Source organism: Paenibacillus sp. alder61 (assembly GCF_020179875.1).
GTDB lineage: Bacteria > Bacillota > Bacilli > Paenibacillales > Paenibacillaceae > Fontibacillus > Fontibacillus faecis.
Genome location: NZ_JAIUDG010000007.1, coordinates 85,725 through 109,531, shown reverse-complemented (window position 1 = coordinate 109,531; position 23,807 = coordinate 85,725). Strand labels below are relative to the sequence as shown.

Genomic DNA, 23,807 nt, shown 5'->3' with positions numbered 1-23,807 from the left:
GGCATGCAGGACTGACAAAAGGTCAGATCGGCAGCAGCGCCGCGCTCTCCTTCGCCTCCAGCTGCCCGACCATGTCGTGCCACGCCTGCGGCTTGTTCGGCAGGACGGTGTAGTAACGGCGCAAAAACTTCACGATCAGCTCCGTCGGCAGCTCGCTCAGGCTGTCGTCGGTCGGAAGGAAGCACAGGTCGAGCCCGGTGACGGCTTCCCCGTCGTTGTTCCAGGAAGGGTGAACGTAAGGGAAGTCGAGGCGTTTGTACCCCAAATGCGACAGCACTTCACGGCGGACAAACGGATCCATCGGCTTTACGCCGCCGAATTCGTACTGCTCCACCCGGTAAGGGTCGTAGATCTCGGCGAACATGCCCAGCAGCGGTTTGCCGTTGGCTTGGGCCAGCGCGTTCAAATCCTCCAGCCGTTTTTGGCTGAGGAAGCGGCCGATCCCCAGTCCGGCGCGCCCGATAATGGTAAAGTCGGTCATCGCCACATTGAAATCCTCATAGAAGCGGTATTCCGTTGCGCCGCAGACTTGACCGTCATGAACGGCAACGAAGACGCGGATGCCCGGATCCTCCAGCGGCTCTTTCCAAAGGCTGAACTCAAGCACTTCCTCGGGTGGGAAAATATCCTGCATGAGCTGGTGCATCTGCTTAAACAAAGGGTCCTCGATACTCGTAATTCTGCGGTATTCCATAGATTCTGCGCACCTCATTCTTAATTTATTTTGTCATGCGGAACGGATTTCTCCATTCCATTAACGCGCCGTAATGGCAAGATTCTTCGTCCTCCAGGTAGTTCGCCACGACTTGCACGGGCGTACGCCCGCAGCGCATTAAAAAGGTGATCACGGGATCTTTCAGCTCGCCTTTAACCACGGCAGCGAGGTATTGGTCCGCCGTCATCTCGTGCTTCTTCTTGTGGTAGCCGGGCATTCGGCCTCCGCCGAGCAGCCGGTCCACCCCCTTGTGGACCACCACGTCGTACATAGAGGACATCAGCCATTTGCCAAGCCCTAGCTTTCGTTGGGACGGGCGTACGCAGATATCCACGACATAGAGGGTGTTTCCGTTAGGGTTATGGTTGCGGATATATCCGCCGTCCGTCACTTCCTCCCAGGTATGTTCGGGGTGAGCGGGATCGAAGTCCACGAGCAGACCCGTCATCGACCCGGCGATTTCGCCGTTCACCTCGATACATAACGCCCCTTCCGGAAAAAGTGCGACATGGTTGTTCAGCTGTTCCGCGTTCCACCACAATTCGGACGGAAACGGCGGCGGGAAGCTTTCCTGTTGAATCCGGATCAGCGCGGGAAAGTCCCGATCCGTATAATTACGAATGACCGCCGGGACGGGCTGATCCTGGTCAAACACGTAAAATTCCTTGCGGTACATATCCATTTTCCCAGGCCCGCCTTAGTTCCAGTCCGGATAAAGATCGGTTCTCCGGTCGCGCCACGTCGTGACGGAGCCCTGCTCCCGAACCTGGTACAGCAGGTCGAGATCCAGATCGGCGGTGATGATCATATCCTGGTTGATCTCGCCTTCCGCCAATATACCGCGGGGCGGGAACGGAATGTCGTTCGGGGTGATGATCGCCGCCTGCCCGAAGTTCGCCCGCATGAAATCCACCGTCGGCAGCGAACCGACCGTTCCGGTCAGAACGACGTAAACCTGGTTCTCAATCGCTCGGGCATGGCTGGTGTAGCGGACGCGGTGGAAGCCGTGGCGATCGTCGGTACAGGAGGGACAGAAGATGACGTCCGCACCCTTTGCTTTGGCCATTCGCACAATTTCCGGGAACTCGATGTCATAGCAGGTCAGCATGGCGACAGTCCCCTTGCTCGTCTGGAACACTTGCAGGCCATCGCCGGGGGCCATTTTCCACTCGTTCACTTCGGTGGGGGTAATATGCAGCTTGGGTTGTGCCGCTATGGTTCCATCCGGATAGAACAGGTGGGCGACATTGTAGAGCCGATCCTCCTTACGGATGACGTGCGTTCCTCCGATAATATGCAGGTTTGTCCGCTTGGCCAGGGAGGAGAACAAATTCAGATACGCCTCGGTAAAATCGGGCAAGTCGTTGATGGTCAAGGCGTGACCGTCTTTGTCTCCGATCGACATCAGCTGGGTCGTGAAGAACTCGGGAAATAACACGAACTCGGCGCCGAACTCCTCGGCTGTTTTGATGTAATGTTCCGATTGTTTCGCGAAATCGTCAAACGATGTAATGGTCTGAAGCTGATATTGTACTGCGGACACTCTGAGTTTCATGATAAAGTTCCTCCTGTTCGGGGATGATCATCTTTGCAATTTTAGGGCTTGTGGTATTATCATTGTGCGAAAAATTCACTAATATGACAAGTGTACATAAGAAAGCCGCGTTCCCGAAAAGCAGTGCAACTCAGATCAAAAGGCCGGGAAACCGTTTTGCTATGATGCTGTTGGAAGGAGGAAATCTCTCATGTACGAGTGGAATGAAATGGTCCAGCTTATGGTGGACTGGGTGGACGCCAATATCACGGAAACCGCATCTCTCCTGAAGATGTCCGAGCAGTTGGGGTACTCTCCCTATTATTGTTCCAGGCAATTCAACGAGTTAACGGGGATGACGCTGCGGGATTATATCTGGACACGCAAGATCAGCCGTGCCGCCTTGGAGCTCCGCGACACGGACGAGCGCGTGCTGGATATTGCCGTAAAGTATGGTTTCTCCTCACAGGAGTCTTTTACCCGAGCGTTTGTCAAGGCGTTCCGGGTTACCCCGGCGGCTTACCGCAAGGCGCCCCGGCCCATTCCATTGGCCATTCGTCAGGAGGTATTTTCGCCTTATCATTATTATTTGACCAAGGAGCGTGGCAAGATGAGCAACTCACGGGTACAACCGGTCGAGATCAAAGTCGAGTACATTCCGGCACACAAGTTTATTGGAATTTGGGATTTAGACGTACAAAATTATGGGTCGTTCTGGCAAAACGGTCACAACTGCGATGAGATCGCCGGCGTTCTGGACAGCATGTCCAACCTGGCCTTGCCGGGGCAATTGGGCCAGACGGCGGGATGGTTTTATCGGGACGGGCAAAAAGGCTATCTGTACGGAATTCCCGTTGCCCTGGACTACCAGGGAGCTATTCCGGACGGGATGGAATGCAAAGAGATTCCGGAATCGGAATATCTGGTTTTCTTTCACCCGCCTTTCGATTATCTCAAGGATAACGGCGCCGTCATGGGGGCCGTTGAACATACCGCCTGGAATTTTGACCCGAAGAGCAGAGGGTATGAATGGGATGAGGACGTTAAGCAGGATTACCAGCGTCATTTTCCCGAGGGATATGGCTATGCGGTATTGCGCCCAGTGAAAAAGTTGTAATTTAGCATTTCTTTTATCGACAGGGCTCCTTCGGGCCGTGGGTTATGTTCCCCCTTATCTAAATAGCAGGAATCCCCGCAGGGATTTCCTGCATTTTTTTATGTCACATTTGCAGGGGGCTCGTGCGTAGTACTCTTTAGAAAGGGGCGGGCAAGGGTCGACCCTTGCCGTAACGAACGATGTTGCTTGCTATAGTCCGCGCCCCTGGTTCAGACCTGGCCAGGCCTGCAAAAAACACAGTGCGCTTTTGCCGCACACCAAAAAGGAGAGTCATTTCGATGAAATATAAAGCTGGTATTCTAACTGGATTGTTAGCTTAACGCCGCATCTTGGGTTTTGCGTCCGAAAGCGAATAGAAAGGGGTGATGATGTGGATGATACGGAGCTTCGCTTCATCATCGGTGAAATTTTGAACGGGGATACCCGTCAGTTTGAAAAGATCATGCAGAAGTATCAGAGGCAGATCCTCCACTACTGCTATCATATGTTAGGAAACTATGCCGAAGCCGAGGATTGCGCGCAGGAGGTGTTCCTGAAGGCTTTCCGTCATCTGCGGACATATCGGCCGGAAAAGCCGTTCGAGGCCTGGCTTTATACGATCGCCTCCAATCATTGCCTGGACGTTTTGCGCAAGCGCAGATTGGCAAGGTACCTTCCTTTCCTGTACCGTTCGGATGAGGATCACAAGCCGATCGATCAGCGGATCGAAGCCGCCTATTTCGATGAGCGGGTGCTTCGGGCCATGTCCAGGTTGTCGGCGGAGGAGCGCAGTTTGCTGATTCTGCGCTGCGTGGAGGATAAAACCTATGAGGAGATCGGGTTGATTTTGCAGCGCAGCAGTACCAGTTTACGCAAGAAGTATGAAAGAACTGCCGCCAAATTCCGCAAGTACTATATCCAAATGAAGGGAGCGAGCAGCGGTGAATCGAGACAACGACCGGGATCTCAGACAACTCTTCCATAACGCGCGGCTGCCGGAAACGGATCTGACCCAGCCTGTAATGAAGAAGCTGTTGAAGTCCAAAGCCGAAAAAGGGAGAGGTACATTGAATTACAGGGTTAGTGTATTCGTGCTGGTCGGCATGCTGTTAACCGTATCTTCGGCCTTCGCCGCCGTTCATCTGTACTCGTTGACGAATCATCACGGTGATATTGTTTACGAGGAGAAGCAGATCGACCCCGCCGACCGGGACGGGAACACGCTGGAAAATCAACTGCGTTCCCTCCAAAGCGGCCGATTGGCCGATCAGCTATTGGAGGAAGGGGAAGTCGCTGCGTTCTATATGGCGGAAGGCAACCCGGACCGCAAAATAGATATCGAAAGAGCGCCTGTGCGATTTAAGACGCTCTCCGCATTGCGTGAAAAGTTAAAAGGGCAGCCCATTCGGATTATGGAGACCGTAGCGGGGCAAAAGTACAAGTTTGAAAGCGCCCGCGTCATCTACTCCCCTGACGAGCTGTCCGACGAGGAGTGGAGCAAGCTGACGGACCAACTGGAGAAGCAAGCCGAAGAATCGGGGAAGGGCTACGCCATGCAGACGCTCCGGGTGTCCGGCGATCATTGGAACTTGTTCAGCGTTTACGAGAATAGCGGCAACAAGCTGCTGGTACAGGCGACCAAATCCGATGAAAAAACGGTTGTTATGCAGAGCTCTGCGGGGAGCGAGGGCGTGAAGAAAGAAAAGCTGAACGTCGACGGCGCGGAGCTGTTATACAGCGAGTATACGACCGTCCCCGGCAAAGAAATAAGCAGGGAGATCGCAACGGGGAAAGGAATCAGCTTTATTTACTCCATTCCGGACAGCAAGTTTTATATCTGGTACCATATCGAGGATGTCGGCGGTCACTTGAGCAAACAAGAGCTGATCGATCTGGCTCAAGCTTATCTAAAGTAAAGTCATGGTGGCTGAAGAGGGACCGTCGATACTGGGCCGACCGAATTTTTTTCGGTCGGCCTTTCGGCATTTTTTCCAGGTTTGTCCAGCTGATCGCTCCTCCGTCAGGAGGGTCTTTCGTCCTTGGGCGCCGGGGCCGAAACCGGGATAAACCGCCGTATTATAGCCTTTTAGGTCCATTGCTGGGACTGGGGGCGTGTAGTAAAATTATGCCATATTATTCAGCTTGCTCATTTTTAGGGTCCTATGAGCAATGACAAGGCAGGTGAAGGGATGGATTTCGTCCGGGTTTCGAGGATCGTCGAGCAAACGAAGGTCGAAGGACCGGGATTGCGCTACGTCATTTGGGTCCAGGGCTGTCCGATCCGCTGCGAGGGCTGTTTCAATCCCCATACCTGGGATATGAACGGCGGAGAAATTTATGCATTGGAGGACCTCTTCCAGGATATCCGCTCCACCCTGAAGCGCGCCCCTGAGTTGGAGGGCGTCACGTTTCTGGGCGGAGAGCCTTTCAGCCAGGCGGAGGCATTGAGCCGTTTAGCCGGCCGTATAAGACGGGAACTGAACTTGTCGGTCGTGACGTTCTCGGGCTACCCTTACGAACATATCAAAAAGGCCGAAGACGCCGGATGGCAGCGCTTACTGGACGAGACCGACCTGCTGATCGACGGCCCCTACATAAAAAGTCAACATGATTTAAGCCGCCCTTGGATCGGTTCGAGGAATCAGCAATATCGATTTTTGACGGAGAGGTACAAACATTTGGAGAAACAGCTGCCCAAGATCCCGAATAAACTGGAGATCCGGCTTCATCCCGACGGGACGATTACCGCGAACGGCATGGCGCAAACGGCGGACATCGAGCTGCTGCTGCGTTTGGGATATGGGCGCAAGGAGGCCAACGCATGAGCATTGAAGTAGTCTTGATTCCCTTGGCTATCGCTTTAACCAAGGAGATCGCTGAAGGAATTTCCAAGCAGCTGCAGCACGGGGGGCAGCGCTATACGATTCTCCCCACCCGAATGAAGGACGAGGCGCTCTTGGAGCAGGCGCTGAACGATTGGAGCTGTTCCCTGCGCAAAGCGGAATCCGCCGATTCCATTACTTTTGGCGGCGAGCGAGAAGCTACTTTTATCGTGAACGAGGAGGGCTGCTACGATCTGATTTTGCCGGAGTCCGCGGATCGGGAGGCTTTTGCCGAATGGGTGGAGAAGGTGGAATTGTCCTACCATCACTACCTTCAACAGAGCGTTTACACCAGCTTGATCGAAAAAGCCAAGGAGCAGGGGCTTATTCTGGAAACGGAAGAAGTGCTTGAGGATAACTCCATTCAAGTGACGTACATATTGAACGGATAGAAGGTGAAGGCATGGCAAAAACGTATACTAACCGCGGGATGTCCTGGGAGATCGTCAACAGCTGGTGGATTCTGTTAACCTTGGCCCCCTTCGGAATCACAAGCTTTGTCTCTTTTTTGTACATCGGGTTCAGAGTGAAAAATCAACGTTGGCGCTTATACGGGTTTGGATATCTGGCCTGGTTCATCACGGCCTTTACGGTCACCGCCATGGGGATGGACTTCGGCGCGTATATGGCGATTGTCCTTTGGGTGGTTCCTGTAATTCACGCTTTTATGGTAAGGCCCGCCTTTTTGATTCAATTGGATGTCTATATAGACGGGCAAGGAGCCCGCGAACAAGAACGGATCGCAAAGCTCAGACAGGAGGCCGAAACGCGGCTGAATGCCGGCGGAGGAGGTTCGGGGATGAAGCGGCCTCCCCAGCCGCAAATACCCGCCCGGGAGAGTTGGCAGGACGAGGCGGATGGACAGCCGGCCGCCCCCCCGCTCCAGGACTCGACAGCCGCGGCAGGACGAACCGATGTCAACACGGCGACGGAAGCGGAGCTTGCGGCTATTCCGCAGATCGGCATCATTTTGGCTAAGAAAATCGTCATGAAGCGCCAGGAAATCGGCGGCTTTGAATCATTCGACCATTTTATATCGGTGATGGGAATTACCCGGCAACCTAACCACGTCATTGAGCCGTTGGTGATGTTCTCACAGCAGCAGCTTAAACAAGCGCCGCCGATTTCCGGAAGAAAAGTTGATTTTTAAAGGGAGAGAAGGGTCAACATGAACGTAGTCCATGATCAGCAACGAACAAAGACTTTGTTAGCCAACCTGCTGAAAGCGCGGTTTCCTTATTTGTACATTCAGACTTGGGAAGAAGACCGCATTCTGTCGCTTATCCGTTCCGTGGCGCAGGACGCCGGATTAATCAAAACCCCCCGTGAGGTGCTGACTTGGCGGGTGACAACCGGAATTGTCGACGGGAACCACCAGCCGAAGGGGGACAGCAAACAGCCCCTGAAAGCGCTCGAGTTCATCGAAAAATACGACAAGCCCTGCATTGTCGTCCTGCAGGATTTCCACGTGTTTTTCGGCGGGCAAGGGCGGGCGGCCGATCTTCAGGTCATCCGAAAATTAAGGGATATGCTGATTCTGATCAAGCAGAGCGCGCATCCCATCAATGTGATTTTTACGTCATCGGCGTTAGTGCTTCCGGAAGATCTCCAGAAAGACGTCACCATTGTGGACTTCGAGCTGCCGAGCTTCGAGGAAATCAAGGCGGTGCTCGAACAGATGATTGCGATCAACGAGCAGAGCGGGAGAATCCAGATCGAGCTGGGCGAGGAGGATAAGGAGCGGCTAGCCCAGGCGGCGCTGGGTCTGACTCTGTCCGAGGCGGAAAATGCGTTTGCGAGGGCGATGGTGGAAGACGGCAAGCTGGACGCCCAGGACGTGGAGGTCATTCTGGAGGAGAAAGAGCAGATTGTTAAAAAGACCAGCATTTTGGAGTTTGTCCGAAGCAGCCTGAAGATGGAGGATATCGGCGGACTCGAAAACCTTAAACGCTGGCTGTCCAAGCGCAATAAATCGTGGCTCGATTCGGCCAAAAAGTATGGACTGCCCGCACCAAAGGGAGTGCTCATCACGGGAGTTCCTGGCTGCGGTAAGAGCATGATCAGCAAGTCGATCAGCTCCTTGTGGCAGCTTCCGCTGCTGCGCCTGGACATGGCCCGGATCTTCACGGGCATCGTGGGCGGCAGCGAAAGCAACATGCGCAAAGCGATCAAAACGGCGGAGGCGATTTCTCCGTGTATCCTTTGGGTCGACGAGATTGAAAAAGGCTTCAGCGGCATTACGAGCAGCGGAGACAGCGGCACGTCCGCCCGGGTTTTCGGGCAATTCCTGACCTGGATGCAGGAGAAAACCAAGCCGGTCTTCGTCGTGGCGACCGCGAACAATATCTCCGAGCTGCCGCCGGAGATGATGCGGAAAGGCCGGTTTGACGAAATCTTTTTTGTGGACCTGCCGACCAAACGGGAGCGGAAGGAAATCCTCAGAGTTCATTTCCACAAGCGCATCCAGGATCCTGAAGTGCTTGGCGAGTTCCAGTTGACCGACGAGGTGTTGGAGGATCTGGTGGAGAAAACCGAGGGGTTTGCGGGAGCCGAAATCGAACAGTTGATCGTCGACGCGCTGTTTGAGGCTTTTGCGGAAAACCGGTCCATTCGCCTGGAGGACTTCCACAAAGCCATCGCCAACACCGTTTCGCTGTCGGTCACCCTGGCGGAGCAAATCCGGGCGCTGCGGGACTGGGCTAACGTCCGGGCTGTGACGGCCACCCCACGGGAGGACCGCGAAGGCTACGACGGCAAGTCTTCCGGAGCAGGCCGCCTGTTCGGCGACAAGGGGCATGACGATGTCCGCCTGAACCGCGGAGGCCGCGCGATCGATTTCTAAGGGGGGAGTTTAGTGCCGGAAAAAATCCAGATTCGTATTTTCCCGGACGGCACCGTCAAGGCGGAAACGCTGGGAATCAAGGGGCAAAAATGCACGGACGTGATCCCGCTTCTGGAGAACCTGCTGAAGGCGGAGGCTTTGAAAGCGGAGTATACCCGGGAGTATTATGAGGTGGAAGAAGAGGTCGAGCTTCAGCAGCAGAATAATATTCTGAAATCCTAGAGATAGGATGAGAATTTGATGGGAGCCTGATGCGATCAGGCTCTTTTTGCGTGATGGAAGCAAGTGATTATGATTTGAGAACGATCGGTAAAAATAATTCTTTACTGATCATTCTCATTATGCTAAGATCGTTTCAGGAGGGAATTGAAAATGGCCAGGAGCAAAGAATTCGAAGAGAACGCGGTTTTGGAGAAGGCCATGAAGCTGTTCTGGGAGCAGGGCTACGAGAAGACTTCCATGAATGACCTTGTCGAGTGCATGGGGATTCATCGCAGAAGCCTTTACGATACCTTTACCGACAAACGCACCTTGTTCCTTAAAGCGATGGACCGATTTGAAGACCGGATCAGCACCAGATTGGCAGCGGGAGCCAAGCAGTCCAATACGGCGCTCGAAGCAGTCGAATTTGTCTTTGATTTTATGATTAACGGCGAGGAAGACACGCCCCCCGGCTGTATGCTTGTCAATTCGGCCGTTGAACTGGGGATCCGGGATGCGGATGTCGACGCTAAGGCGAAAGAGGCTTTTGCCAAGGTGGAGCGGCTGCTGGAAGAAATCATCGCATGGGGGCAGCGGAACGGCGAGTTTACGAAGCGGCACGATGCCAAGGCGTTGGCTGAGGTTCTGCATAACGCTTTAACGGGCTTGAGAGTCATGGCCCGGACTTCAGTCGACAAGGCGAAGCTGCGGCGGATTGCCAAATTGTCGATGCATATACTAGAGAAAGCGGCGGACTAATTTTTTTTCGTAAATTTAGAACGACCGTTCTCAAAAGCTGTCCACGGACATTCTAGAACATTCATTCTCAAAATAAAAAGGAGACATTTTCATTATCTGCCGCCTTTCGCCATCCACAACCTAAAAGAGGTCCACACACTAAGGAGGAAATGAATCATGGAGAACAAAATTGCTTTAGTCACCGGCGCAAGCAAAGGAATCGGGTATGAGGTAGCCAGACAACTGGCGAAGCAGGGCGTTACCGTATTGGTTGCGGCACGCACCAAAGCAGCGGCGGAGGAAGCGGCGGGAGAACTGCGGAGGGAAGGGCTTCAGGCGCTCGGAGTGGAGCTGGAGGTGACGAATGCCGAACATATCGCGGAGATCGCTCAATTCATCCAAGAAACCTACGGACGCTTGGATATTTTGGTTAACAACGCGGGGATCTGGGCGGAGAACTCCGGCTACGAGGGGGACGCCTTTCGGGATACTTTTGAAGTGAATACGTTCGCGCCTTTCTTTATTACGGAAGCTCTGCTGCCGCTGTTGTTAAAAAGCGATGCGGGACGGATTGTCAACCAAAGCAGCGCCCTGGGCTCCATTCAGTTCCAGCTGTCCAATGAACTGGCGCAGCGGATCGCGACGCCGGCGTACTCGGCCTCCAAAGCGGCCTTAAACATGCTGACGGCTTATTGGGCGCAAAAGACCAAGGGAACGAATCTCAAGGTCAATTCGGTGCACCCCGGTTTGGTCAAAACCCGAATGGGCGGAGAAAAGGCGGAGCTTTCCGCGGAGGAAGGGGCGAAGACGGCGGTTCGCTTGGCGACCCTAGCTCAGGACGGGCCAACCGGCGGGTTTTACTATATGGATGAGCAGTTGCCTTGGTGAAATGTTCGAACAACAGGAAGGCCTCATCGGAATGAGTCCGCATTTATTCGATCGTGTTTCCCTGCGCCTTTCCGCGAATGAAACCGGCTGATCATGGCAATCCCTTAGGATAAGTCTATTTATATCAAGTAGGGAGGAAGCCAGGATGTTAAATATCCCGTCGGAGATTGAGGGAATGCGCGCTTATTATGGCGATGTGTGCGGGGATTTTGAGAAGCAGGGATTTCATTTTTGCGGAAGCTGGGAATATTACGCCGGATTTTTCGATTCCATTCTGCACATGAACGAAGGAACCACGGTGTACTTGCGCCTGCCGGCACGGGTTGTGGAAGGGAAGCTGGATCGGGACGACGCTTTGTTGGAGTTTGGGCGTCCGTTTCTGATCAAGCATATCGTGCATACAGGACTCGATGAGAACGGCGAGTTAGGCCCGTTTACGGCCTTCGGATTGAACCAGTTTCAAGCCCCCGTCGATCCGGACGACCGGATTGAACATGAAAACCGGTGGCGGCAGGCCGGAGAACAAGCGATCGGGAGAATAAAGCAATACCTCCAATAGTCCGGGGTTACAGGAGCCAGATAGGTTGAACTATTGATTTGCCTAGTGGACAGCCGTGTGAATGGTGCTTTTCACCATTTTGCCCACAGTTAATTCTCTGGTTGAGATTAAAGGGAATTCCTCCCTTTAATTTAGTGCCGATGCGGTTATAGAGGCGAATTAGCTGGAAAACCTCCCGTTAATCCGCCTGAAATTGAGTATATTGGCAGTTGAGCCGCGAAATAGATGGAGCTTTTCCAGCTAAATTCGATCCAAGGGCCGAAAGAGGGATATTAACGGGAGGTTTTCCCGTTAATGTGTGCGGATGCCGACACAACAGCATTCAAAAAAGCAATAAGAGCATTTGCCTTTGTCGCCATGCTGGGGGCGTAATCCGAAAAGGGTAACCCCTTCGGCCTATAGTTGGGGCGGAGACAGCAACCAGGAACCTATTTGCTCAGTTATCGCAAATATTCTTCTCCGGAAAAAGTTAAGGGCGCTAACCTGAATCAGGTAGCGCTCTTACGCCGTTTTACGGTCCGGATTTGCCTAAAAAGCATCGATCCAGCAAATAGCCCATACTCTGTTATACTAAAAACTAGCTGTTGGCTGGCGAAAGGGCGTTTTAGTTTGCCGATTTCGCCATGAGAGTGGCGGGTGGCCCGAGAGGCGGCCGGAATTTGTGCGGGGGTGGAGACGTGAAATTATCCAATAGAGCGCGGCGATTTCTGGATCACTCCAAATGGAAGGATTCCGTTCGGGAGGAGAAAGACATCGTTCAAGCGTTCGAGGCTGCGGGGATAGCACCTACTAATGCATTGATCGAATTTCAAAAGAATTTTGGCGGCTTTACATACTATGCTTACCTGGAACCCATCGTCTTTGGGATTCTTCATAAGCCCCCTTGCCGAGGCGCCTTTGAGTGCGAGACGGGGCTGATCGTCATGGAGCCGGAAGACGACATCGTCGTCCGGCACTTGGAGTGTGCGGATACTTTATACCAAGAGACCTTTACGATCGACGAGCAGGGAAGATATTACGAAGGGTACGATATCAAATGCCATCGTTTCGAGACCCATATCGAAAACTTGGCGATGCTGGAACAGGTGAACACCGGAAAATGGAAGAGCGTTTTTAAATATGAATTGGATTTCTACCACAAGGGCTGTTACGACATCGTGGATCAGACGAAGTACGGGGAATTGGTTCGGCGGATGGGGTTGAAAAAGATAGATGACTTTCCCGAAGATATCGTCAGTTGGGATACGAACGGCGAACTGCTCGTCTGGCGGAAGGCCGATGCCGTCATTGTCCTAAGCGAAACCGGGATTTCGGCCCGGCAGCGGGAGGAGATCGAAGGGATCTTCGGGTAACCACAGCCTAGAGCATACTATAAAAGGGAGCAGGACGGATGAGGGTACTATACGAGGATCGGGACGAAGAGGGAGGCAGGCTGGTGGTTTATGAGACCTCCCGTTACGAGGGGGAACGCGGAAATTTCCGGGTACTGGCTTTTTCGGACGGAGCCGCTCAAGGGATTATGGATATCGATCGCCCGAGCCGCATTGTTTTTGAATATCCAAGGGCCTTGCTTCATCTCATGGAATCCCATATACCGGATTTCAACGACGCTTATATCATCGGGCTCGGCATCGGGACCCTTCCTGCCCGGCTTTACGATAAACGGGTGAAGGTGGCGGAGATCGACCCGCGGGTAAAAGAGGTCAGCCGCCGTTATTTCGGATATTCCCCGGATAATGTGGATGTTGGCGATGGACGGTGTTTGCTGGTAAGGGAGCCGAATCTCGCCTATGATTTCGTGGTGCTCGACGCGTTTACGGAGAAGGATACGCCGCTTCACCTGCTTTCGCAGCCTTTTTTTCGGCTGTGCAGGAACAAGCTGAACGAGCGGGGGGCCCTCTTGATGAATCTGTTTGGCCGCGGGGGAGGCGATACCCTCATTCGTGCCGTGCATACCACGTTACGGGCCGTTTTTCCCTATACTTGCTGTTTTGAACTGCCGCAAACGGGAGCGGCCGATAAAAGAAACATCCTGCTCATGGGAGCCGGACAACCCATTCACTTCCGGGAGAAAGAGATGGCCGGTTTCGTCGCCTTCCAACCGGAGGAAGGATATGTCATCCAGGATCGAACATGAAATTTTCCGATTGTAAAAAGCGGGCAGGAACGTTATAATTTTTCACTTATGAAGGGTACAAGGTGTAAAGGAGTTTAATGTGATGATGAATAACTACGGAATACCGGACGATGCGCTGATTACCGTCGCGGGCACGGTCGGAGTGGGCAAATCGACGCTGACTACGGCGCTTGCCGGGCGGCTGGGATTCAAGACTTCGATGGAGAAGGTCGATCATAACCCCTATTTGGAAAAGTTTTATGCGGACTTTGAGCGCTGGAGCTTCCATTTGCAAATTTATTTCCTGGCTGAGCGGTTTAAGGAACAGAAAGCGATCGTGGAAGCCGGCGGCGGGTTCATCCAGGATCGTTCCATCTACGAGGATACCGGGATCTTCGCCAAAATGCACGCCGATCAAGGCACGATGTCGGCCACGGACTATCAGACGTATACCAGCCTGTTTGAGGCGATGGTGATGACGCCTTATTTTCCGCATCCGGACGTAATGATTTATTTGGAAGGCAGCCTGCCTGCCATCTTATCCCGGATCCAGGAGCGCGGCCGCGACATGGAAATTCGCACGGAACGCGCGTACTGGGAGCGGATGCATGCCCGGTACGCCGAGTGGATCGACGGTTTTACCGCCTGTCCCGTACTTCGGCTGAATATCGAGGAATACGATGTGAACGATCCAGCATCGCTGGATGACATCATTCGCCAGATTCACGATACGATGGAGCGAACAGAGCTTGCGTACCGCGGATCGCTTCAAGGGACGGAAGTCCGAACCCTCTAGCCTGAAAAAGAAAAGCAGACGTCGCATTGTCATCCCCCGATTTCGGATGGGCAATTGCATGTGATCGCGGGGATTTTCCGCTAACCCTCATCATCATTAACGGGAGTTTCTCCCGCTAATTTTGCCTGTTTAGCTTAAAAGGACCGAATTACCGGGATATTCTCCCGTTAATTCGGCCTGATCCACGATAATGACCCCCCAGGAAGCTTGGTTAACGGGAGGTTTTCCAGGTAATCGCGGCCTGTACGCTTTTGGAGCAAAATTACCTGGAGATTTTCCCGCTAATTCGGCGCGGATCATACATCCCACATAGCACAGCCGACATAGCACAGCCCACATAACACATCCCAGATACACACATCCCACACAACCACATCTCACTTACCCAAAGTCATACCAGCCGCTGCTTCTGCCGGTCCTCCCAGGCCCTCTCGTCACCCGGAAAGGAAAATTTTACTTGCCATCCGCGGGTTCTTCTGTTATCTTTGATAGTAACAAATTGTTATTATCAATTTTATACTAAGTAACAATTTGAGTTTGGCTCCAAGCGTGAGCGGAAGAAAGCTGAGGAGATGCAAGGTGAAGAAGCTTACGGGCAGCTGGAACTTGTTTGAAATCGCATGGCTGGTTCTGTTTACCTCCATTGCTATAGGATTCACGGTGATATCCAAGGACTCCTTGTTCGGATTTACGGTGTTTGTTACGGGCGTGCTATGCGTGGTGCTGGCGGCCAAGGGGAGCCTGATGAGTTATGTGTTTGGCATGTATAACACGGTCGGCTACGCCTACTTGTCCTATGTCAACGGGCTGTTCGGGGAGGTTATGCTAAACCTGCTGTTTTTTGTCCCCATGAATGTCGTCGGCTTTTACATGTGGAAGAACAACCGTCAGGGCGGCAAGCTGGCCATGCGCCAGATGAAGCTCCAAGGATTGCTTGGGGTCGGCATGGTTTCTGTGGCAGGCTGCCTGCTGTTGGGCTTCGGGCTCTCGTTCATTCCCGGACAGAACTCGCCTTATATCGATGCGATTACGACGGTGCTGTCCATTGTGGCGACGTTTTTGATGGTCAGACGATTCAAAGAGCAATGGCTGTTCTACATTGTACTCAATATGTTCACGGTGCTGCTGTGGGTGATTCGGATGGTTGAAGGCAGTCCGGACGGTCTGCTGATGATCGTCATGTGGAGCGCCTATCTGATCAATGCGGGATACGGCTATTACAACTGGAACAAAGGGGCCAAGGAGGCGTATGCATGAAGACGTTGGGATTGACGCTGGGGAAATTCGCCCCGCTGCATAAAGGGCACCAATACATGATCGAGACGGCGCTGCAAGAAGTCGACGAACTGATCGTCGTGATCTATGAGACGACCGTCACGCCGATCCCGCTTCATATCCGGGCGAACTGGATACGCCGTCTTTACCCGGACGTGCGGGTGATCGAAGCCTGGGACGGCCCGGACGGCTACTCCGACGACCGGGAACACGAAATCCGGGAGGAGCAGTATATTCTGGGCCTGCTGAAGGGAGAGCAGGTAACGCACTTTTACTCGAGCGAGTTCTACGGCGAGCACATGAGCATCGCTTTGGGCGCGGTGGACCGGCGGGTGGACGAAGCTCGCTTACGGGTCCCGGTCTCGGCGACGATGGTGCGTTCGGACCCTTACAAGTACCGGGAATTCGTAAGTGATGTCGTGTACCGGGACCTAATTACGAAGGTGGTGTTCGTGGGGGCGATGTCGACCGGCAAATCGACGATCACCGAGGCGCTGGCCCTGCGGTACAAGACAACCTTTGCCAGCGAATACGGCCGCGACTATTGGACCGAGCATCAGGTGGACCGCCGAATCGGCTTCGAGGCGTTCAATGAAATCGCGGTCGGGCATATCGAGCGGGAGGAGCGGGCTGTGCTTGAGGCGAACCGGTATCTTTTCGTCGACACCAATGCGATTACGACGTACATGTTCGCGCTCGATTACCACGGCCGGGCGCCGGAGCTGTTGACCCGGATCGCGCTCGAAAACGCGCAGCGCTACGATTTGTTCTTCCTGTGCGAAGACGACATTCCTTACGACGACACCTGGGATCGCAGCGGGGATCAGAAGCGGCATGTTTTTCACAAGCAAATTATCGCGGATTTGAAGGAGCGCCGGATCCCCTACATTTCGCTGCGGGGAAGCCTGGAGGAGCGGATGCGCAAGGTTGACGAGGTGCTGGCGAAGTTTCAGCCTTACGGCAACTACTTTGGGGAAATGCTGAACTGACCATGGAAAAAGAGTGAAGGAGCGAGCGGAACCGATGGATTTGAAGGATCGCGACGGACTGACGGAACGCGAGTTTTTGGAGCAGTACCGGGCTGGGGACTTTGAGCGCCCGTCGGTGGCGGCGGACATGGTGATTTTTACCGTGACGGACGCCCAGGCGGACAGCTACCGCAAGCTTCCGGAGAAGGAACTGCGCATATTGCTCATTCGCCGGGGAGGGCATCCCTTCCTGGGCAAATGGGCCCTGCCGGGCGGCTTCGTCCGCCCGAACGAGACGACGGAGCAGGCCGCCGCGCGCGAGCTGCGCGAGGAGACCGGCCTGGATGACGTGTATTTGGAGCAGCTGTATACCTTTAGCGATATCGGGCGGGACCCCCGCACCTGGGTGATGAGCTGCAGTTATATGGCCCTGATCAATAGCGACCAGTTCCAGCTTAAGGCGGGGGACGATGCGGCCGAGGCCGCCTGGTTCAAGGTAACCTACCAGCTGCTGCGGGAACGGAAGGAACTGCTTGAAGAGGGCGGATACGTGAAGACGCTGGAGTACGAGCTTAAGCTGAGCGCCGAAGAAGAGGAGCTTACGGCCGTCGTGGCGAGAACGGTGACAGCCAGGCCGACTTCGACGGGGACGGCTTATGCGATTGTTGCCAACGACGGTTTGGCTTTTGACCATGCCAAAATCATTGCCTGCGCCATCGAGCGGCTGCGCGGAAAGGTGAATTACACCGACATCGCTCTGCATTTAATGCCCCAGCTGTTCACTTTGACGGAGCTCCAGCAGGTGTACGAGGTCATTTTGGATAGAGAGCTGCTAAAAGCCGCTTTCCGCCGGAAGGTCGCGGATCTTGTGACGGAAACGGACCATTATACCGAAAATGCGGGACACCGGCCCTCCCGCTTGTATCGGAGGAATTTGGAGGGATACCGATGATTTACAATATCGAGGAATTAAGACAAGCCTATAACGCAGGGAAAACGTTCAAGTTTGTATTCTTTTGGGGCCATACCCCGCCGAAGAATGGAGGCGTCGACAAGAGCTGCTTCAGCCAATGGTGGATGTGCCCGTTTGAGGTGGAGGGCACGAAGTATTCCTGTGCCGAGCAGTTTATGATGGCCGAGAAAGCCCGGCTGTTCGGGGACGGCGAGATGCTGGAGGCGATCCTGGGGGCCAAGCATCCGAAGGAGATGAAGGCTTACGGGCGAGCGGTCCGCAACTTTGACAAGGAGATTTGGGACAGCGCGTGCTACGGCATAGTGAAAAGAGGCAGCTTGGCCAAATTTTCGCAAAATCCTGAGCTCGGCGATTACCTCAAAGCGACGAAAAACCGCATTCTGGTCGAGGCCAGTCCGCGGGACCGCATTTGGGGGATCGGGATGGGACAATCAAACCCGGACGCGGAGAACCCGGTGAAATGGCGGGGGCGGAATCTGCTGGGCTTTGCGCTGACCGAAGCGCGTGACGAATTATTATTGAAAGAAGGGAACGGTAATGAAGCGTAAAGGAATTGCCGAGGATACCTTGCGGATTCAGCGGCAAGGGTTCTATGAATATGAGGGGCGCCGGGTGGATTTTGCCGCGGCGCAGAAGCATTCGGAGGAGAACAGCGAGCTGATCACCCCCGAACGGGGGGCGGAGCTGGTGCGGGCAAGCGCCGGGCTGCCGAGGCTGCCGCAGGCCGCCGCGCGTTCCGTCGCCAACGAGGCGACGGTGAAGGCGATCTTGGGCTTTGCGGAAGCCGGAAAGGAGCAAGTTGGCGTGCTGAACTTCGCCAGCGCCAAAAACCCCGGGGGCGGCTTCCTGAACGGCGCGATGGCCCAGGAGGAGAGCCTGGCCGCTTCCAGCGGTCTGTACGAAACGCAGCTGCGAAACGAAGGCTACTATAAGGCCAATCGGGCCTGCGGAACCATGATGTATACCGATCATGCCATCTATTCGCCGGATGTGGTGTTTTTCCGCGACCCGAGGTTCGAGCTGATCGAGCGGCCGGTCACGGCGTCGGTATTGACGCTGCCCGCCGTGAACTACGGGCAGGTTCTGCTCAAAGGGGAGGACCCGTTGGAGGCGGAGCGCGTTATGAAAGACCGGATGCGGCTGGCCTTGGCGATCTTCGCCCATAAGGGCGACCGGAACCTCATCCTGGGCGCTTACGGCTGCGGCGTATTCCGGAACGATCCGGTGAAGGTGGCGAGATGGTGGCGGGAGCTTTTGGATGACGAGGGCTTTGGGACATTGTTTGCGGAAATCCGCTTCTCGGTCTTGGACCGTTCGAAGGGCGGGGCCTGCATCACGGCTTTTGAAAATACGTTCTAACTAAGGCTGCCCGATAGCGGGGATGCTCATGTTGTAGGAGGGAGAAATCGTTCGGCGATTTCTCCTTTTTTTGTACCGTACTCTTCTCGCACTTTTGATCTACAACTAAATGTTTGGTTTGAATTAAAGGGAATACTTCCCGTTAATTTGGTACGTATGCGGCTGCAAGGGCGAATTAGCTGGAAAACCTCCCGTTAATTCGCCTAAAATGGTGTATTGCGGCAATAGGGCCGCGAAATAGATGGAACTTTTCCAGCTAAATCTGCTCGAAAAGCCAAGAACGGTATATTAACAGGAGATTTTCCCGTTAATGGTATAGACTCCGAGGGTGGGACATTATATCTACAAAAACAAGGTTGGCCGATGAGGCATTACCGTCTGCTCAAATAGCGAGCTTCCACCTTGGAGGTCATTTCAGGGCATACTTCCAAATTTAGGTGGAAATTCGCGGCTCCATGAGATATATTTTTGATAGGATTTGATAGCGCTTCCAAATGGAGACGAAAATTTCACGAATTATGCATATCAGACAGACTACCCCATTCTTTATGTGATCCAAAAAAAAATCCAGACGGAGGAACGCCTATGCCTCAAACGGTGCGTTGTTTTGCCCTATGTGCGCTAACTCTCGCTGCTGTCCTATTCTCGGGATGCACGTCATCAGAGGAGACTACGGGGAACAAGAAGGGGACCGAGGTCAGGGTCGAACCATTGACCGAATATACCCCCAAGGAGGAGGGGGCTTTCATAGAAAGCCTGAGGAAAAACCAAAACAAGGACTCGAATAAAGATCTGTACGAAATCTATCAGGATCTTACGGTCATCGACATTCATAATCACGATGCCTCCGACCCGGGAGCGATCGGGAAGTGGGGGGAATACGGCATCGACCGCCTCGTGTTATTCGGAAATATATCGGAGCCGAGCGCCCAGCAAACGGATAAACTGGCCTGGCAGCAATATCAGCAAGCGCCTTCGAGCGTATACCCTTCCTTTGCGGGATTTCCGATCTATGAAGAGGAGGGGGTGTCCATCGTTAAGCAAAACCTGGAACAGGGCTATTTGAACATCGGGGAGGTGGCCGCCGCTTCGACTTATTCGCAAACGGTCTCCCGGGTGGCCTGGAAGGCGGAGCATCCGAACGACGGGAATTTCCCGAAGATATATGATTTGGCGGCCCGATACCAAGTGCCGATTCTGCTGCATATCGACCCGCCGAACGGCGAGCCGATCACCCGTCTGGAGGAAGCCCTGGATCAGCATCCGGATACCGCCATCATCTTCGGACATGCCAACGCATATAACCCTCCGGAAAATATCGAACCGCTATTAAACAAGCATCCGAACTTGTATATTGATTTTTTTGCCGGGTTTACGGCCTATAATCCCGAGAGCACCAACAAATTGGAGGACTTCGTGCCGCTGATGGAAAAATACCCCGACCGCTTCATGCTGTCGACCGATGCCGGATTTGGCTTGACGACGGAACAAGCGGCGAAAGCGTTATATGAAACGATCGATCTGCTTTCCCCGGAAACGGCGCTGAAGGTCGCTTATCAAAATTACGAGGGTCTGATCGAGCGGCAGCCCCCGACCGAGACGCAGATCCAAACGATCAAGACCTTATCCGCCAAAGCCGGAAGATTCGAAACGTATCGGTTGAATAAGCGGATGGCCAATGAGCTGATCTTTGAATTGACAAAGTTAACGGAATCAGCCCCGTAGCTGCAGTATGGCCTATTAAAAAGCGAAGAGGGTCATCCCGACGGATGACCCTCTTGCTTTTTCCGTAAGCGGCGGCTTAAGGCTCAAGCCCCCAAACCAGGCTGCCGTTCAAATACAGCGGAACGCGCTCCCAATCCGCATAAGCGGTTTTGGTTCCATCATAAGAGAAATCATCCGCTTCGCTGTAGTTGGACCAATCGGCTTTGTTGAAGCGAACCTGAATATCGCCGGTGTCCGCGCCCGGTGCGAGCGTTCCCGCATCGGATGTGAAGCCGACCTCCAGGTAATAGTCCGCACCGTCTTTACTCTCATTCAGTTTCACGAAGGAGCCGGTGACCTTGCCGCTGCCGATGACTGCGTAATCACAGTGGAACTGCTGGGCCTGGTCGCCGTCGACCGTGAAATAATAACGCAGCTTCACATCGCTGAGCGCCACGCTTTCTTCCCCGGTGTTGACGATTCGGAACTGCGCCCGAATCTGGTTATCGTCGGGATTCGTGTCATTCGTGCGGTACTGCAGCTTGAGATCGCCTTCAACCGGCGTCGGCGCCTCCGTCGGCTTGGCGCTGACCTCGACGGAATCGGGACTGCTGCCGACTTCATTGGCGGCGCTGACCACATAGTAGTACGTCGTGTCATTGACGACATCAAGGTCCACATAGGACGTCTCGGAGATCGTGGCGACGTTCGTGTAAGGACCGCCGCTGGTTTCAGCCCGCTTCACGGTGTAGCTGTCCGCGCCGCTTGATTTGCTCCACGTCAGCGAGACTTGCGCATCCCCGGGAACCGCTTTCAAATTACCGGGAGCTTTGGGGGCTACCGGCTCGACCGGACCGCCACCGCCGCCGTTGATCAAGCGGTCGTATTCGGCGTAGGCCGTGGCCATATCGACCTGGGACCAGAAGCGATGGTAAGTGAACTCGGGCGCGCCGTTCTCCCACTTCTGCGTTTGCGGATTCCAGGACGTGTTGTATTTGTCTTCCAGGTAGGACCAGGCGGGATCGTTCTTGATGTCCGGACGGACATCGGAATAACTGGCGTAAACGCCGTTGCCGCCTTTTGCCGGATCGGAAGGAACTGTGTTCGTTCCCGGGATCGTGTTGCCTTGGCCGCTCTTGCCGCTCCAGCCCGCCGGGAAATAGATCTCCTTCGTAAAGTAGCGGTAGTAATCGGCGCGCGCCTCCGGCTTCGTAATGCCTACGCCGTCGTTATGCCCCCAAGCCGTGTCGAGCAGCGATTTGGCCAGTTGCTCGGCTTCTCCGCCAAGCGGCGTATAGCTGCCGTTCTCCGCCTTGGTGGCCGCCGCGAAGAAGGTCAACGCTTTAATGTAACTGCCCAGGACGCCGGTGTCTTGCCCGGGGTTTTTGGTTACGGCGCGGAGACCGGGGTTGCCCGTGTGATTGCCGAAGCCGTTCCAGGTATCCGGCTGGCCCTCCCATTCGAGGTTGCTCGGAATCCAGAAGTCGCCGGGCGCCGAAACCGTGGCGATTTGCGGATTCTGTCCGCCGAGCACGCGGTTTCCTTGCTCGTCCAAGTAGTACCCGTCCGCGTCGGTTACCGGCTTTTGATCCACAAATACATAATCCATCGACCAGTCGATCCACTTGGTCACCACTTGCTTGGCCATGCGGAAGTTTTCGGACGAAGTGTCCCCCTTCGAGGCCAGGATATAGTACAATTCCGCGATCCGCTCCACCGGCCAGGCTTGCATGCCGAACCAGTTATTCGAAGGCGGGTCATGATAAACCGGAGCATCGTCATAAGCCATACCGTAGAATGTGCTCGTTCCAGCTGGATATGCTTTGTACGCGCCATCCCAGCTGTTCGTCGCTCCCCCGGCGATCGCCCCTTCGGCGGATTGCAGCCAGGTATAGAACTCCAACTGCCGCTTCAGCGAGGTATCCCAGTCCTGCCCGGCTGTCGGGGAGTCGGGAATCAGCCCGCCGTCCGGATCGGAGAGGGCGTAAGCCGCCACCACGTTCTGGTATCCTTGATGCGCGTGGCTGGCCCCGATCCGCCAAGCCCAATTGCCCGACTGTCCGAGACCGCCGCCCCAGGCCGTATACCAGGCCATGAGATAGTGGCTGGCGTTCTTGCCGGTGCCCGCCGCCGGACTTCCGTCCGCCGCGCTGCCGATTTGCTGAAAGTACTTATCGTACATGCCGTAGCGGAGGTAATCGCCCATTTTCTCGGCTTTATTCAGATAAACCTCATTGTCGTAGCCGAGCTCCTTCGCCCAATACATGGCCTGAACGGCCCGCGCATCGGCGTCGGTCGCGTTGGTGTAACGCCACTGCGCTGCCGGAGCTTGATTCTCCTTGGTGAACAGGGTCATGAAGCCCTCACCGGGTTTGCCGAAGGACTTGTCGTCCTGCGAAGGATGGGGAATGGCTTCCCACACGGATTCCTGCTCCCCGCGTTGGAACGTGTTCACGTAGGTGGCGGTATGGCTGGGGTTCAGCAGATTGCCGAATCCGTACCAGTTGTCCACGTCCAGAAGCCAATGCATCAGGTAAGTCTGGTTGTTTCCATATGTGGCCTTGAGCTCGGCGTCCAGCGGGTCTCTGCCGGCCGCGTATTGGCCGCTGAGCTGGCTGGGGTACCGGTCCGGCTGCGAATACTCCGCAGCGTACGTCGCCGGGCTGTTCGGATTGTAGTAGCTCATCGTCGGCTGTTCCTCTTTGCCGTCGCCCTCATTGACCGGAATAATGTACTTCTCCATATTATCCCAGGCGGCTTCCAGCTTGCTCCAATCGCCCGTATAGTGCCCGTACAGCACCTCGAGCCACAGCCAGTAACTGTAAGCCTCCGAGGTCGTCATATGCCCGTAATCGGGAGCTTCGCTCATCAGCGTTTCCACGGAATGGTAGGGGATGCCTTCGGGTGAAAAATACCCGTTACTAGGGTCCTTTAACTGATTATACAGCTGGAGAAACCGCGTTTCCTCCGGGGAAGCCGCCTGCACCGATGCCTCAGCCTGTTCGGGAGCCGGTTCCTGGGCCTGGACCCGAGTCGTTCCGAACCCGAACACGCCGGTCGTTGCAACGGAAAAGAATAAAACCACGGTCATCAGGATCGAAGCAGGTTTCCTGCACCTTGTCCAATGCGTCATCCTTACATCATCCTTTCGATTCGATTAT

General features: G+C 54.4%; 24 protein-coding genes. 20 read left to right on the top strand and 4 right to left on the bottom strand.

Translation table 11 applies throughout. The annotated features are described in order from the left end of the window. Nucleotides 1–22: 22 nt before the first annotated feature. The 3 genes from LBW89_RS09110 to LBW89_RS09100 are packed head-to-tail and all read right to left on the bottom strand — an operon-like array spanning nt 23 to nt 2,270. Complete coding sequence (locus LBW89_RS09110; protein ID WP_213506612.1) at nt 23–694, bottom strand: GNAT family N-acetyltransferase; 672 nt, start codon at nt 692–694, stop codon at nt 23–25. Nucleotides 695–719: 25 nt separating this feature from the next. Then, on the bottom strand, nt 720–1,391 hold the full coding sequence (locus tag LBW89_RS09105; protein WP_225039070.1) for a GNAT family N-acetyltransferase: 672 nt from the start codon (nt 1,389–1,391) through the stop codon (nt 720–722). Nucleotides 1,392–1,412: 21 nt separating this feature from the next. Continuing rightward, entirely contained in the window at nt 1,413–2,270 is an 858-nt protein-coding gene (locus LBW89_RS09100) for a carbon-nitrogen hydrolase family protein (protein ID WP_225039029.1), read from the bottom strand. A 190-nt stretch (nt 2,271–2,460) separates the two neighbouring features. Between LBW89_RS09100 and LBW89_RS09095 the strand changes: the two genes are divergently transcribed. From LBW89_RS09095 to LBW89_RS09000, 20 genes are all read left to right on the top strand, one after another. Then, nucleotides 2,461–3,366, top strand: a complete 906-nt coding sequence (locus tag LBW89_RS09095; RefSeq protein WP_148453802.1) for an AraC family transcriptional regulator — start codon at nt 2,461–2,463, stop codon at nt 3,364–3,366. A 370-nt stretch (nt 3,367–3,736) separates the two neighbouring features. After that, entirely contained in the window at nt 3,737–4,330 is a 594-nt protein-coding gene (locus LBW89_RS09090) for an RNA polymerase sigma factor (RefSeq protein WP_213506617.1), read from the top strand. Continuing rightward, nucleotides 4,287–5,261 (top strand): hypothetical protein, encoded by a 975-nt coding sequence (locus tag LBW89_RS09085; RefSeq protein WP_225039028.1) that lies wholly within the window; start codon nt 4,287–4,289, stop codon nt 5,259–5,261. The genes LBW89_RS09090 and LBW89_RS09085 overlap by 44 nt, the downstream gene beginning before the upstream one ends. Before the next feature lie 246 nt (nt 5,262–5,507). Continuing rightward, a complete protein-coding gene (locus LBW89_RS09080; RefSeq protein ID WP_225039027.1) occupies nt 5,508–6,170 on the top strand; it encodes a 4Fe-4S single cluster domain-containing protein in 663 nt (220 codons plus the stop codon). Then, nucleotides 6,167–6,619 (top strand): DUF1257 domain-containing protein, encoded by a 453-nt coding sequence (locus LBW89_RS09075; RefSeq protein ID WP_225039026.1) that lies wholly within the window; start codon nt 6,167–6,169, stop codon nt 6,617–6,619. The genes LBW89_RS09080 and LBW89_RS09075 overlap by 4 nt, the downstream gene beginning before the upstream one ends. Before the next feature lie 11 nt (nt 6,620–6,630). Then, a complete protein-coding gene (locus tag LBW89_RS09070) occupies nt 6,631–7,377 on the top strand; it encodes a ComEA family DNA-binding protein (protein ID WP_225039025.1) in 747 nt (248 codons plus the stop codon). An 18-nt stretch (nt 7,378–7,395) separates the two neighbouring features. Then, nucleotides 7,396–9,069 carry an AAA family ATPase gene (locus tag LBW89_RS09065; protein WP_225039024.1) on the top strand — a complete coding sequence of 558 codons (1,674 nt, stop codon included), beginning with the start codon at nt 7,396–7,398 and terminating at the stop codon, nt 9,067–9,069. A gap of 12 nt (nt 9,070–9,081) precedes the next feature. Beyond that, nucleotides 9,082–9,291 carry a DUF2997 domain-containing protein gene (locus LBW89_RS09060; protein ID WP_148453785.1) on the top strand — a complete coding sequence of 70 codons (210 nt, stop codon included), beginning with the start codon at nt 9,082–9,084 and terminating at the stop codon, nt 9,289–9,291. Between the two features lie 150 nt (nt 9,292–9,441). Beyond that, nucleotides 9,442–10,029 carry a TetR/AcrR family transcriptional regulator gene (locus LBW89_RS09055; RefSeq protein WP_148453782.1) on the top strand — a complete coding sequence of 196 codons (588 nt, stop codon included), beginning with the start codon at nt 9,442–9,444 and terminating at the stop codon, nt 10,027–10,029. A gap of 156 nt (nt 10,030–10,185) precedes the next feature. After that, complete coding sequence (locus LBW89_RS09050; protein ID WP_213506629.1) at nt 10,186–10,896, top strand: SDR family oxidoreductase; 711 nt, start codon at nt 10,186–10,188, stop codon at nt 10,894–10,896. 145 nt (nt 10,897–11,041) lie between these two features. Beyond that, nucleotides 11,042–11,455, top strand: a complete 414-nt coding sequence (locus LBW89_RS09045; protein ID WP_148453779.1) for a YugN family protein — start codon at nt 11,042–11,044, stop codon at nt 11,453–11,455. A gap of 677 nt (nt 11,456–12,132) precedes the next feature. Next, complete coding sequence (locus LBW89_RS09040) at nt 12,133–12,807, top strand: hypothetical protein (RefSeq protein ID WP_148453778.1); 675 nt, start codon at nt 12,133–12,135, stop codon at nt 12,805–12,807. Nucleotides 12,808–12,845: 38 nt separating this feature from the next. Beyond that, nucleotides 12,846–13,592, top strand: coding sequence for a spermidine synthase (locus LBW89_RS09035; protein WP_148453776.1), 747 nt, complete (start codon nt 12,846–12,848; stop codon nt 13,590–13,592). Between the two features lie 85 nt (nt 13,593–13,677). Further along, complete coding sequence (locus tag LBW89_RS09030) at nt 13,678–14,367, top strand: deoxynucleoside kinase (protein WP_148454544.1); 690 nt, start codon at nt 13,678–13,680, stop codon at nt 14,365–14,367. 579 nt (nt 14,368–14,946) lie between these two features. Then, a complete protein-coding gene (pnuC, locus tag LBW89_RS09025; RefSeq protein WP_225039023.1) occupies nt 14,947–15,624 on the top strand; it encodes a nicotinamide riboside transporter PnuC in 678 nt (225 codons plus the stop codon). After that, on the top strand, nt 15,621–16,631 hold the full coding sequence (locus LBW89_RS09020; RefSeq protein WP_225039022.1) for an AAA family ATPase: 1,011 nt from the start codon (nt 15,621–15,623) through the stop codon (nt 16,629–16,631). The genes pnuC and LBW89_RS09020 overlap by 4 nt, the downstream gene beginning before the upstream one ends. Nucleotides 16,632–16,665: 34 nt before the next feature. Then, nucleotides 16,666–17,562, top strand: coding sequence for an NUDIX hydrolase (locus LBW89_RS09015; protein WP_225039021.1), 897 nt, complete (start codon nt 16,666–16,668; stop codon nt 17,560–17,562). After that, nucleotides 17,559–18,131, top strand: coding sequence for an NADAR family protein (locus LBW89_RS09010; protein ID WP_213506643.1), 573 nt, complete (start codon nt 17,559–17,561; stop codon nt 18,129–18,131). Before LBW89_RS09015 ends, LBW89_RS09010 begins: the two co-directional genes overlap by 4 nt. After that, nucleotides 18,121–18,942, top strand: coding sequence for a TIGR02452 family protein (locus LBW89_RS09005; protein WP_225039020.1), 822 nt, complete (start codon nt 18,121–18,123; stop codon nt 18,940–18,942). Before LBW89_RS09010 ends, LBW89_RS09005 begins: the two co-directional genes overlap by 11 nt. 585 nt (nt 18,943–19,527) lie before the next feature. Next, nucleotides 19,528–20,667: an amidohydrolase family protein gene (locus LBW89_RS09000; protein ID WP_148453763.1), complete on the top strand. Its 1,140-nt coding sequence runs from the start codon at nt 19,528–19,530 to the stop codon at nt 20,665–20,667. A 76-nt stretch (nt 20,668–20,743) separates the two neighbouring features. Here the strand turns inward: LBW89_RS09000 and LBW89_RS08995 are convergent, their stop codons facing one another. Further along, nucleotides 20,744–23,779, bottom strand: a complete 3,036-nt coding sequence (locus tag LBW89_RS08995; RefSeq protein ID WP_225039019.1) for a glycoside hydrolase family 48 protein — start codon at nt 23,777–23,779, stop codon at nt 20,744–20,746. Nucleotides 23,780–23,807 lie beyond the last annotated feature (28 nt).

What these genes read in the sequence shown, in the direction of transcription:
- LBW89_RS09095 (WP_148453802.1), top strand. Translation starts at nt 2,461, where the DNA reads ATGTACGAGTGGAATGAAATGGTCCAGCTTATGGTGGACTGGGTGGAC.
- LBW89_RS09000 (WP_148453763.1), top strand. Translation starts at nt 19,528, where the DNA reads ATGCCTCAAACGGTGCGTTGTTTTGCCCTATGTGCGCTAACTCTCGCT.
- LBW89_RS09065 (WP_225039024.1), top strand. Translation starts at nt 7,396, where the DNA reads ATGAACGTAGTCCATGATCAGCAACGAACAAAGACTTTGTTAGCCAAC.
- LBW89_RS09075 (WP_225039026.1), top strand. Translation starts at nt 6,167, where the DNA reads ATGAGCATTGAAGTAGTCTTGATTCCCTTGGCTATCGCTTTAACCAAG.
- LBW89_RS09030 (WP_148454544.1), top strand. Translation starts at nt 13,678, where the DNA reads ATGAATAACTACGGAATACCGGACGATGCGCTGATTACCGTCGCGGGC.
- LBW89_RS09015 (WP_225039021.1), top strand. Translation starts at nt 16,666, where the DNA reads ATGGATTTGAAGGATCGCGACGGACTGACGGAACGCGAGTTTTTGGAG.
- LBW89_RS09070 (WP_225039025.1), top strand. Translation starts at nt 6,631, where the DNA reads ATGGCAAAAACGTATACTAACCGCGGGATGTCCTGGGAGATCGTCAAC.
- LBW89_RS09100 (WP_225039029.1), bottom strand. Translation starts at nt 2,270, where the DNA reads ATGAAACTCAGAGTGTCCGCAGTACAATATCAGCTTCAGACCATTACA.
- LBW89_RS09050 (WP_213506629.1), top strand. Translation starts at nt 10,186, where the DNA reads ATGGAGAACAAAATTGCTTTAGTCACCGGCGCAAGCAAAGGAATCGGG.
- LBW89_RS09045 (WP_148453779.1), top strand. Translation starts at nt 11,042, where the DNA reads ATGTTAAATATCCCGTCGGAGATTGAGGGAATGCGCGCTTATTATGGC.
- LBW89_RS09110 (WP_213506612.1), bottom strand. Translation starts at nt 694, where the DNA reads ATGGAATACCGCAGAATTACGAGTATCGAGGACCCTTTGTTTAAGCAG.
- LBW89_RS08995 (WP_225039019.1), bottom strand. Translation starts at nt 23,779, where the DNA reads ATGACGCATTGGACAAGGTGCAGGAAACCTGCTTCGATCCTGATGACC.
- LBW89_RS09035 (WP_148453776.1), top strand. Translation starts at nt 12,846, where the DNA reads ATGAGGGTACTATACGAGGATCGGGACGAAGAGGGAGGCAGGCTGGTG.
- LBW89_RS09020 (WP_225039022.1), top strand. Translation starts at nt 15,621, where the DNA reads ATGAAGACGTTGGGATTGACGCTGGGGAAATTCGCCCCGCTGCATAAA.
- LBW89_RS09010 (WP_213506643.1), top strand. Translation starts at nt 17,559, where the DNA reads ATGATTTACAATATCGAGGAATTAAGACAAGCCTATAACGCAGGGAAA.
- LBW89_RS09105 (WP_225039070.1), bottom strand. Translation starts at nt 1,391, where the DNA reads ATGTACCGCAAGGAATTTTACGTGTTTGACCAGGATCAGCCCGTCCCG.
- LBW89_RS09055 (WP_148453782.1), top strand. Translation starts at nt 9,442, where the DNA reads ATGGCCAGGAGCAAAGAATTCGAAGAGAACGCGGTTTTGGAGAAGGCC.
- LBW89_RS09080 (WP_225039027.1), top strand. Translation starts at nt 5,508, where the DNA reads ATGAGCAATGACAAGGCAGGTGAAGGGATGGATTTCGTCCGGGTTTCG.
- LBW89_RS09005 (WP_225039020.1), top strand. Translation starts at nt 18,121, where the DNA reads ATGAAGCGTAAAGGAATTGCCGAGGATACCTTGCGGATTCAGCGGCAA.